Source organism: Cryobacterium algoritolerans, from assembly GCF_004402785.1.
In the GTDB taxonomy this organism is placed as follows: Bacteria; Actinomycetota; Actinomycetes; order Actinomycetales; family Microbacteriaceae; genus Cryobacterium; species Cryobacterium algoritolerans.
The window spans coordinates 1-10404 of sequence record NZ_SOFP01000024.1 but is presented as its reverse complement, the minus strand read 5'-3'; the positions used below and the strand labels follow the sequence as shown (position 1 = coordinate 10404).

Sequence of the window (10404 nt, the reverse complement as noted above, 5' to 3'; positions counted from 1 at the left end):
GACCGGCGGACGGGGCGGCCGCATCGGCGGGGGCCGTCGTGTCGGCCTCGTTGCGCGCGGTGGCGAGCCGGCGTCCCCAGCGACTGCCGGCGAGCGCGGCCGCGTCGGCACCGCTCAGTGCGGCCGACCGAGCACCCGTCACCTGAGCACCCGACACCGGAGCACCCGACACCTGAGCACCCGACACCGGAGCACCCGTCGCACCGACGGCCATGCCCTCGGCGAGGATGCCCGCCAGCACACGGTATGAGTCCTCGGGGGCGTCTTCCGGCGATGGTGCGGCGCGGAAAAGAACTCGTGGCCGGCCAGGCTTGCCCAGCGCCTCCGCGGCTCCCGTGGCGAACCCGGCCGCGGTCAGCCGGTCGAGGTGGGAACGCACCGTGTTCGGATGCAGCCCCACCCGGGCGGCGATGGCATCAGCGGTGAGCGGCTCGCTGCTCGCCCTCAGCACCTCGAGCACGGCGACCCGGCTGATCCCGGACAGCACGGCGTGACTGCGGGGATCGATCGCGTCGGTGGGCATGGAATTAGTTTTCCCTATAAATATGGTAAAAACAAATGAGGGCCGTAAACCGCCCCGGGCACAGACCTGTCAGGAGACCCCGACGTCGCTCGAAACCACCCATTTCTCCTCCGCACGCAGCACCGTCGGCCGTTGTGGCCGGCCCAGAGCAGAGGACATCCGTGACCTTGTCACCAGCAAAACGCCCGATCCGGCTCATGCACCACGACGCCGGCGAACGTCCCTTCATCGTCATCTGGGAGGTCACCCGTGCCTGCCAGCTCGTCTGCACGCATTGCCGGGCAGACGCCATCCGCAGCCGTAACCCGTTCGAATTGAGTACCGAACAGGGATACAAACTGCTCGACGACCTGGCCTCGTTCGGCACTCCGCGGCCGCTGGTCGTGCTGACCGGCGGCGACCCGTTCGAACGGCCCGACCTGCCCGAACTGGTCGCCCACGGCGCGTCCCTCGGCCTGAGCATGGCCCTCTCCCCCTCCGTCACTCCGCGCCTCACCCGGGAGGTGCTGGTCGAACTCCACGACGCCGGCGCCAAGGCGGTCTCGCTCTCGCTCGACGGCGCATCCGCTGCCACCCACGATGCGTTCCGGGGCGTCACTGGCGTCTTCGATGACACCATGGACGCGGCCAGGATGGTGCGGGACGTGGGCTACCGGCTGCAGATCAACACGACCGTGACCCGCGACACCGTGCATGAGTTGCCGGGCATCCTGAAGACCGTGCTCGAGCTGGGCACCACCCTGTGGAGCGTGTTCTTCCTGGTGCCCACGGGCCGCGGCAAGCTCCTGAACGCCCTGACCGCGGAGGACGAGGAGGAAGTGCTGCATTGGCTACATGACGTCTCCGACCTGGTCGCGATCAAGACGACCGAGGCACCGCACTACCGGCGCATCGCTCTGCAGCGTGCCGGCGTGGACAACCTCGACTCGGCTTTCCCGGTCGGTCCGCTGCGCGCCGCCCTGCGGGAGACCACGGCGTGTCTGCTCACTGGCGATGAGCCCCGGCGACGGATGCCCCGGCCCCCGATCGACGTCAACTCCGGTCGCGGGTTCGCCTTCGTCGACCATGTCGGGCTCGTCTATCCGAGCGGGTTCCTGCCCATCTCCGTCGGCTCCGTGCACGATCGCCCCTTCCCGGAGATCTATCGGGAGGCGCAGCTACTCCAGGAGCTGCGTTCTCCCGATCTATTCGGCGGCCGGTGCGGTCACTGCGAATTCCGCACCGTCTGCGGCGGCTCCCGGTCGCACGCCTACGCGGTCACCGGGGATCCCCTGGCCGAGGACCCCAGCTGCGACTACCAGCCCGTTGCCGGCCTCATCCCCGCGACGCTTCAGGACCGGACGGCTTCCCCCTCCACCTAGTCAAATTCGACGGACATTTTCCCGTTTCCAGCCCGAAACCGTGCCCTGGGGCAACAGAATGCGAAAATCTCCGTCGAATTCGACGGGCGGGGCGACTCACTCGAGGTGGTAGTTGCCCTTCACCCAGCGCAGGGCGCCGATGATGCCGACGCACACGCCCACTCCCCCGACCAGCATGCCGAGGAAGAGCCAGACGAACAGCGGTTCGAGGCCGCCGATGAGTTGGTCGGCGTCGACGATGGTGCCGCCCAGGAAACCGGCGATGGGGCCGAAGATGCCCACGAAGGCTCCGATGAGCATCCAGCGGATGCAACGGGCGCGGTCGGCGGATGCAGCGGACACGGTCTCCGTGTGCGGGCCGGTCCGTGCCGAGGGGTCAGTCATGGGTGTTCACATCCGTTCTCTGGTCGGTGGCGTTCCGGTTGCCGGCGCTCTGGTTGCCGGCGCTCGTCCCGGCTCCCGGCCGGGAGGCACCCTGTTGGTCGAGCCATTGCGGGACCTTGTTCAGGAACGGGCCGATGATGTCCATCGGCAGCGGGAAGACCACGGTGGAGTTGTGGTCGGCACCGAGCTCGAGCAGGGTCTGCAGGTAGCGGAGCTGGAGCGAGGCCGGATTGCGGCTGAGGATCTCCGCGGCCTGGCCGAGTTCCTCCGACGCCTGCAGCTCCCCGTGAGCGTTGATGATCTTGGCCCGACGCTCACGTTCGGCCTCGGCCTCACGCGCCATGGCACGCTGCATGGCCTGGGGAATCTCGACGTCCTTGATTTCGACGACCTTCACCTGCACCCCCCAGGGTTCGGTCTGGGCGTTGATGCTGCGGGCGAGGTCCTCGTTCAGGTCGGCCCGGTGGGCCAGGAGCGTGTCCAGGTCGGCTCGGCCGACCACGGAGCGCAGCGTGGTCTGCGACATCTGCGAGGTGGCGACGGCATGGTTCTCGACCGCCATCACCGACCGGACCGGGTCGGTGACCTGGAACAGCACCACCGCGTTGACCCTGGCGGGCACGTTGTCCTTGGTGATGACGTCCTGCGGCGGGATCGTCAGGGTGACGATCCGGAGGTCGACCCGCACCATTTTGTCGATGCCGGGGAAGATCATCTGCACCCCGGGTTCCAACACGGGCCGCAGCCGGCCTAATCGGAAGGTGACCCCGCGTTCATACTCCTGCAGGATCTTGACGGATGCGAGCAGCCAGACGGCCACGAGGATCACGAGGATGACCAGCACGATCAGCCAGGCCGTCATGAGTTCGCCCGTCGGGTCCAGCCGGCGGCGGGTGAGGTGCCACCCGGGTCGGCTTCCTTTTCGAGTTCGGCCCATCGGGCCGAGAATGAGGCGCGCACGGTGTTTCCTTTCGTCGTGCCTGGTTCGGAATCGGCTTCCGGCGCCGGCCGGGAGCTCGCATAGGGTTCGATCTGCACCGGCCGGGGTCCGGTCTTCCGGACGCTGCCGTAGCCGCCCTGCCGGGCGAGTTCACTCGCCGCCGTGATCGCGCGGGCCGCGACGCTCTCGTCGAGGCTCTCGGACTTGAGCTGGTCGGGGAAGCGCGCCGGGGCGCGGCGCAGGTGGGACCAGAGCGGCCAGCTTCCGGCGGCGATGGCCGCCGATGCCCCGCCGAGCACCGCGAGTTCCAGGGCGCTTCGACCCTGGAGCATGACGGCCAGGGGCCACACGAAGCCGAGCACCACGACGGCGCAGGCGATCCCGCGGTGGAAACGCTCTGCCTCCGAGCTGGGCCAGGAATCGATGTTCCGAACGACCTCCCGGCCGGAGTGGCTGGTGGTGCAGTTGTGTTTGACCGGGCAGGGGTTGCAGACCGTGGGCGACGCGCGGTAACGGGTCACCCGGTTGTCGGGGTCGAAGGAGATCGGCCACAGCCACTGGTCCTCCGAGCATTTCCACGCGTCGTGGTCTTCGTGATAGCTGAACCCGCCCGAACGCGCGTTCGCGGTGCTCGTCGCCGTGCGCCGGGCGAGGATGTCGAGCACGTGGGCCACGAGCAGCAGGAAGCCGCCGTACGCCAGTGCGAACCAGACCTCCGGGTCGATCGCGCCCATCATGCGCCCCCGACCCTGCCGTTCCCGCCGTTCTCCTCGGTGGCGCGGGATCGGTAGCCCGTCCCGTAGCCGTCATCAGGTGCGGTGTCGTCGGCACCGAAGGCCGGTACCGGCTGCGCCTCCACGAAGAGGGCCTCCATCGGTACGTCCTGAGTGGTTCCCTTGATCCGGTGGCGCACGCCGAGCCAGGCGATCCAGACGAACGGAACCACGCCGCCGAAGATGAAGACGAGGTCACCGGGCATCCGTAGCCACTCGAGCACCGCGTTGCCCGTACCCGTGATGAAGTTCATGCTTCGAGCCTCGAAGTAACCGTCATTGACGGAATGCCACAGCTGCAGCACACCGAGCGGTAACAGGGTGGCGAAGGTCATCCAGGCCAACCCGATGTTGAGCGACCAGAACGAGATCTTCGCGAGGCGGTCCGGCCAGCGGTTGGCCGGGATAAGGTAGCGCAGGGCGAAGAGCGACAGGCCGACGCCCATCATGCCGTAGACGCCCATCATTGAGGCGTGGGCGTGATTGGCCGTGAGCGCCGTGCCGATCTCGTAGTAGGAGACGATCGGCAGGTTGATCAGGAACCCGAAGACGCCGGCGCCGAGGAAGTTCCAGAAGCCGACGGCCACCAGGAACATGACCGACCAGCGGTGCGGGAACGGGGCCGAGCTGCGCGACTGCTGCCTCGCCCCCAACTGGAGGAAGCTCCACGCCTCCACGGTCAGGAAGGTCAGCGGGATGACCTCGAGCGCCGAGAAGAACGCGCCGAGGGCCATGTGCTCGACCGGGGTGCCGGAGAAGTACAGGTGGTGCATAGTGCCGAGGATGCCGCCGGCCGAGTAGAGGATCACGTCAAGCAGGATGATCTGCATCGCAATCCTGCGGTGCACCACTCCGAGCATGACGAAGATGTAGGCCACCATCACAGTGGTGAACAGTTCGAGGAAGTCTTCCACCCAGAGGTGCACGACCCAGAAGCGCCAGAACTCGGCGACGCTCAAGGTGACCTCGGTGCCGGCGAGCATGCCGACGGCGTAGAAGGCCGGGATGGCGAGGCCGGAGTAGAAGAACAGCCACGGCAGATTGAAACGGTGTTCGCTCTTCAGCCGGGCGCGGATGCCCCGGTAGATGATCGCGATCCAGAGGAAGAGTCCCACGGTGAGCAGACCCTGCCAGAACTTCGGCAGGTCGATGTATTCCCACTGCATGCCCCAGAACGGCGAGTCCTTGCCGGCCTGGAATCCGAAGATGCTCAGGGCCTCACCGGTGAGCGAACCGGCGACGACGAGGGCCAGCGCGCCGAGCAGGGCGTAGGCGAGCCAGTGCTGCCGCTTCGGTTCGTGGCCGGAGATGTACGGGGCCAGGAAGATGCCCGCGGCGAGGAACGAGGCGGCGGTCCAGAGCAGTGAGAGCTGGACGTGCCAGGTGCGGGCAAGGTTGATCGGCAGCAGCTGCGCCAGGTCCAGCCCGAAGAAACCCTCCAGGTCGACCCGGTAGTGCTCGACGGCGGCGCCGAGGAAGGCCTGCGCAAGGAACATGAGCGCGACCACGAAGAAGAACCAGGCGGTAGCGGACTGGGCCGGCGTCACCTTCACCGTCCCCGGCTGGCGGAAGGACAGCGGCGGGGTCTCCTCACCGTGTTGCCAACCCATCCGCTTGCTCCAGCGCCCGTAGAGGGCGAAGAGGGCGCCGAGGGCGACCATCAGGGAGATCAGGGACAGCCCGCTCCAGACGATGATGTCGGCCGTCGGGCCGTTGTCGACGAGAGGCTCGGCCGGCCAGTTGTTGGTGTACGAGTAGTCGTGTCCCGGCCGGTCGGCGGAGGCACCCCAGGAGGTCCACGCGATGAACGCGGTCAGGTTGTGGATGTCGGCGGGGTCGGTGATAACGCTCGGCAGCAGGCCGTTCTTCGTGGTCGGGGTGCCGAAGAAGTCCGCGTAGTGCTGTTGCACCGAGTCGAACGCCTTGACCTGCAGGTCGGTGAAGACCAGGTCCCCCGTCGCCGGGTCGTACCGGTTCGTGCGCATCATCTCAACGAGGGCGCCGTGCGGGTCCTGGACGCCGGACTCGGTGAGGGCGTCCAGCACGAAGGTCGCGGAGCGTCGAAGGTAGTCGGCGGTGTAGTCGGGCCCGAGGTAGCCGCCATGCCCGACAATGGAGCCGTATTCCTGCAGGCCGCGTGCCACGAAGGTCTGCTGGCCGGCGGTGATCTCGGCGCCGCTGAAGACGACGGCTCCCTGCTCGTCGAGGACCTGCTTCGGCTGGGGCATCGAGTCGGTGTAGGTCATCGCCGCCAGGAAGCCCATCACGGCAAATCCGAAGATCATCACGAGGGCGACGCCCTGTAACCACCCCTTGGAAACCATCAACTCCGAACGCAGATTCCGTGCACTGGATTTCAATCGGACCACTGTGGGCCCCTTTCCATGTTGCGTGGTTCAAGGTCACCCTGGCTGCCGAACAGACGCAGGTTTCCTCCCCCGGATGGGTCACGCGGGTGGTTGAAAGCTACCACAGTTTAGAAATTATGATCGTCATCTTAAATTGGAGTGAGAGCCACTCAGGCCAGCCATGCACGCATGAAAAACCTGGCGAGCGCCATATTCCAGGTTGAGCATCGATTACCCGGGCCGCCGCCCGACCATTTCACCGACAGGTGCGACACGCCTATGCTGCGGTTCTCTCAGCGAATTCCAGGCAAGGTCACGGCCGCACGGAGAAGACGCCGCGTGCGCCCTTCTCGGCGTCGGACATGATGTGGCTGACGAAGGGGTAGTGCCCGGCGCCGGGAAAGCTGAGCTCGACGAATCCGCCCTGCGCGACGCCCAGGTCGAGCACCTGGGAGCCGCCGGTGCCGGTGCTGCCGCCGTCCCTGAGCCGGTAGTCGCCCTCCGTGTAGACGGTGTCGAACTGGCCGCCGACAACGTGGAACGAGCTGCCGACGTTGGGGCCGGCATCCAGCACCCAGATGCGCACCCTTTCACCGACGCGGGCCGCCAGGGGCCGGGCGGCGTACTGGTTGGCGTAACCGTTGAAGACGACCAGGTCTGGTTTCTGGGTAGCCACCCTGTCGGCGTCGGCCTCCCCGCCCTGCGCGCCGAGGTAGAGCTCGGACTGTACCAGCACGTATTCCTCGTCGACCGCGGAAAGGCCGGGCGGGTCGATGACCACGGCACCGAACATTCCGTTGGCGATATGCACCGACATGGGCATGGTGGAGCAGTGGTAGAGCCAGATGCCCGAGCGGGTGGCGGTGAAGCGATAGGCCAGGCTCTCCCCCGGCCGGATGCTGCGCATCGGTTTGTCGGGGGCGAGCGCGCCCGCGTGGAAGTCGATCGAGTGGTTCATCGTGCCCTCGTTGACGAAGGTGATGTCGAACACATCACCGACCCGCCCGTGCAGGATCGGCCCTGGACTGGTGCCGTTGTAGGTCCACAGTGTCTGGCGAACCCCCGGCGATACCTCGGTCTGCGTGTTCGTCACCGTCAGGGTGAGGGTGTGCACGGTGCCGGCCGGCGCGGGCGGCAGGGCGGCGTCCCGCGCGGAGAACGAGGCGGGCGGCGCCTTCATCAGGTCGAGGTCGTCGGCCGCGGACGGTGAGCCGATCGAGTGGTCCATCGGTGACCCGGAAGCATCGGGGGAATCTGCTGTCGGGGCTGTGCGGACTGTGGGGGCTGCACCGACCGCCACGACGTCCAGCACCATGCCGAGGAGCTTGTGCCCGGCGATCGAACACCACCCGTTGATGTCGGCGCCGACGACGCCGACATCGATCGTCGTGGCGGCTCCGGGTGCGACCGAGCCCGAAACGACACCGTTCTCGAAGACGAGGTTGTGCACCATGTCGTCCGCGTTGCTCAGGTTGAGCACGAGGGTGTCGCCGACCGGCACCCTGACGGTGTCGGGGGTGAACCGGGTGTTCTTCATCACCACGTCAACGGTGGTCGTCTGGCCGGTCGACGGCATGGCTGCAGCGGCACCCGCGAGACCGACGGCCGAGGGGTCGAGGGCGACCCCGCCCGTGACCGCGAGGAGTAGGGCGCCGGTCGCGGCGAGGACTGCCCCCGTGCGCCGCGGGGGTACCGTCGCGGCCGGGGCAGGTCGGGCGGAAGCCGGAGGAACGGCATCCGCCCGCAGCCGCCGGTTCACCCGCATGGCCCGCGTCATGAGCACGAGGAAGGAGGCGAGGGTGCCGACGACGAGGAGGGAGAGGGCGACCTTGACCAGGCTGGTGACCGGGAGCAGGTAGAGGACAAGCCCCAGGTTCGTCACGATCACCCGGAACAGCCCACCGCGATCGAGCTCGCGGGCGGTGGCCTTCGCCACCCGGGGGCCGCCGCCGAGCACGACGGGCAGCAGGTAGCTCAGGGCGCCGAGCAGGATCTGGGCGGCGAAGCCGACCGCGAAGACGGGGATGAGTTGTTCGAGCCGGTCCGCCGCGAGGGCCCAGCTGGGTGCGAGTGCGACGAGCAGGCCGAAGCCGAGCACGCACAGGGCGAACCAGGCCAGGGCCGCGCCGAGGCTCCAGCCGGCGAAGGTCACCGCCGGGGAGGCACGTCCGAGGCACATGACCTCGACCAGGACCAGGCCGAGGCCGACGAGGTAGACGAGGACGCCGACCGCGGTGACCAGGCGCAGGTCGGCCAGGCAGCCCGCAACGAGCAGGGTGAGACCCGCGATGAACAGGGGCAGGGTTCCGCGGGCGGCCGCCCGGGTGGTCTGCACCCGGGCGTGCAGCACTGTCGGCCAGAGCAGGGCGACCGTGCCGACCACGGTCAGTCCGACCCAGCCGAGCAGGTTGAGCCCTATGTGCGCGATGAAGAGGCGTTCAAAGGGTTCGCCGTCGATGTCGGTGCGCGCCATCAGCACCCCTGCGGTCACCCCGAAGGCCAGCGCGACGCCGGCGGCAATGTAGTACCGCACGAGGGGCGCGAACCGGGCCGGGAGCGCGCCCCTGGACTGGGCCAGGAGGATCGCCGCGTGGGCGAGCGCGTTCCCGCCGACCAGGATGCCGCCGGCCAGCACGACCGGCCACCATTCGCCGACGATGCCGGTGATCACGAGGATCGCCCCGACGGTGTGCGCCGCGAGCCGAGCGCCGAGCGAGGTGCGCCCGCCGAGGGCCTGGCGCCGGAGCAGGGTGTCGCCGAAGTGCTGGCTCCAGATCAGGATGGCGCTGCTGACGGCACCGAGCAGCAGCAGATGCACCATCAGCCACGGGGCCACGGGAAGGAATCGGTGGATGAGAACGGCGACGAGGGTGAGGAGAAGCCACGCCGGCACGAGGGCGCCGGTGAGAATGTGCCAGAGCCGACGGCTCATCGGGAGACCTTCCCGGCTGTGGTCGGTCGGGTGGCGGACGGTCCGGGTGCCCCGAGCAGCACCGACACCACGGCGACGAGCACGAAGGAGAGCACGGCAACGATGTTGAGCAGGCCGCCCCACTCCACCAGCCAGGGCAGGGCGCGGGCATCGCCGAAAAGGATTCGGGCCAGGAGCGAGGCATGCAGCAGCGCCGCCGGACCGTACATCACCGGACGGTAGGGCAAAGGCCGGCGCAGCACTGCGGGCAGGATCGTCGGGGCGTGCGCCATGATCATCGACATCACAAAACCGAGGAACACCGCGTGCAGCACGCCGTCGTAGGCCGGTCCGGAATAGCTCGGGCCGAGAATGAGCCAGCATCCACCGGCGACCACCAGCCAGCCGTAACCGGCCAGCAGGCAGGCGGCCATGTACCGGGGCAGGCCGCGCGAACGGATGAGCCGGGTTGCCACGTCGTGCCGGAACAGCCACGCGACGAGGCCGAGCATCCCGATCCCGAGCAGCGGGTAGCCGATCGACGGCCAGAACAGGGCGATAACGACCCCGGCCAGGGTTGCGAGGGACACGCCCAGCAGCCGGGTCTCGGCCCGTTCGTCGACCGACGGGGAGATCCGTGCCAGTTCCAGCCGCTCCCCCGCGATCGTGAGCACGAGATAGAGGCTCATCGCCGGAACGAGGAGTGGGATGGGCATCCCGCCCAGCCAGAGCACGGTGGCCATCAGGCCGAGCATCGCGCCGAGGGCCTGCACCGCGGTGGAGGTGGACGGCGCCCGGCGCCAGATCATCAGGTAGATCGGCAGCAGAACGACGGAGCCGGCGACGAAGCCGAGTTGGCCGACCGGGAGCGGGAGCGGCGAGAGGAGGGCCAGCCCGCCGGCTCCGAGCAGGGCCGGGGACAGGAATGCCCACTTCTTTCGCACGGCGACGGCCCGCTCGAGCACCACGACGGTTCCGACGAAGCCGAAGACCATCAGCGGCCCATGAACATCGGCCAGGCGCGCGCTCACGATCGGCGCGGACAACCCGAGCAACAAGAGCGCCCCGTCGAGCCCGGCCAGCAGGGCGATTCCGCCGACCAGCAGCAGGGCCAGCCGGCCGGCGATGCGCCGCGGCGCGACCGCGCCGGCCCGGCGCACGGGG

At 68.4% G+C, this 10404-nt stretch carries 8 protein-coding genes; 1 reads left to right on the top strand and 7 read right to left on the bottom strand.

Annotation, left to right across the window (positions count from 1 at the left end; translation table 11 throughout):
- Positions 1-523 (bottom strand): helix-turn-helix domain-containing protein (locus E3O19_RS05265; RefSeq protein WP_134565884.1); only part of this gene is annotated, 523 nt, incomplete at its 3' end.
- 161 nt (positions 524-684) lie between these two features.
- Here E3O19_RS05265 and E3O19_RS05260 point away from each other — a divergent pair.
- On the top strand, positions 685-1884 hold the full coding sequence (locus E3O19_RS05260) for a TIGR04053 family radical SAM/SPASM domain-containing protein (protein WP_241981208.1): 1200 nt from the start codon (positions 685-687) through the stop codon (positions 1882-1884).
- A gap of 96 nt (positions 1885-1980) precedes the next feature.
- Here E3O19_RS05260 and E3O19_RS05255 read toward each other — a convergent pair whose 3' ends face one another.
- The 6 genes from E3O19_RS05255 to E3O19_RS05230 form a co-directional block, all read right to left on the bottom strand.
- Positions 1981-2268 carry a hypothetical protein gene (locus E3O19_RS05255; protein WP_134565882.1) on the bottom strand — a complete coding sequence of 96 codons (288 nt, stop codon included), beginning with the start codon at positions 2266-2268 and terminating at the stop codon, positions 1981-1983.
- Complete coding sequence (locus tag E3O19_RS05250) at positions 2261-3130, bottom strand: slipin family protein (protein WP_134565880.1); 870 nt, start codon at positions 3128-3130, stop codon at positions 2261-2263. The genes E3O19_RS05255 and E3O19_RS05250 overlap by 8 nt, the downstream gene beginning before the upstream one ends.
- A complete protein-coding gene (locus E3O19_RS05245) occupies positions 3127-3945 on the bottom strand; it encodes a hypothetical protein (protein WP_174776897.1) in 819 nt (272 codons plus the stop codon). Before E3O19_RS05245 ends, E3O19_RS05250 begins: the two co-directional genes overlap by 4 nt.
- Positions 3942-6305, bottom strand: a complete 2364-nt coding sequence (locus E3O19_RS05240; RefSeq protein WP_134565878.1) for a nitric-oxide reductase large subunit — start codon at positions 6303-6305, stop codon at positions 3942-3944. The genes E3O19_RS05245 and E3O19_RS05240 overlap by 4 nt, the downstream gene beginning before the upstream one ends.
- A 337-nt stretch (positions 6306-6642) precedes the next feature.
- Entirely contained in the window at positions 6643-9261 is a 2619-nt protein-coding gene (locus tag E3O19_RS05235) for a multicopper oxidase domain-containing protein (protein ID WP_134565876.1), read from the bottom strand.
- A partial coding sequence (locus E3O19_RS05230; RefSeq protein ID WP_338145074.1) for a hypothetical protein occupies positions 9258-10404 on the bottom strand: 1147 nt, incomplete at its 5' end. The genes E3O19_RS05230 and E3O19_RS05235, both read right to left, overlap by 4 nt.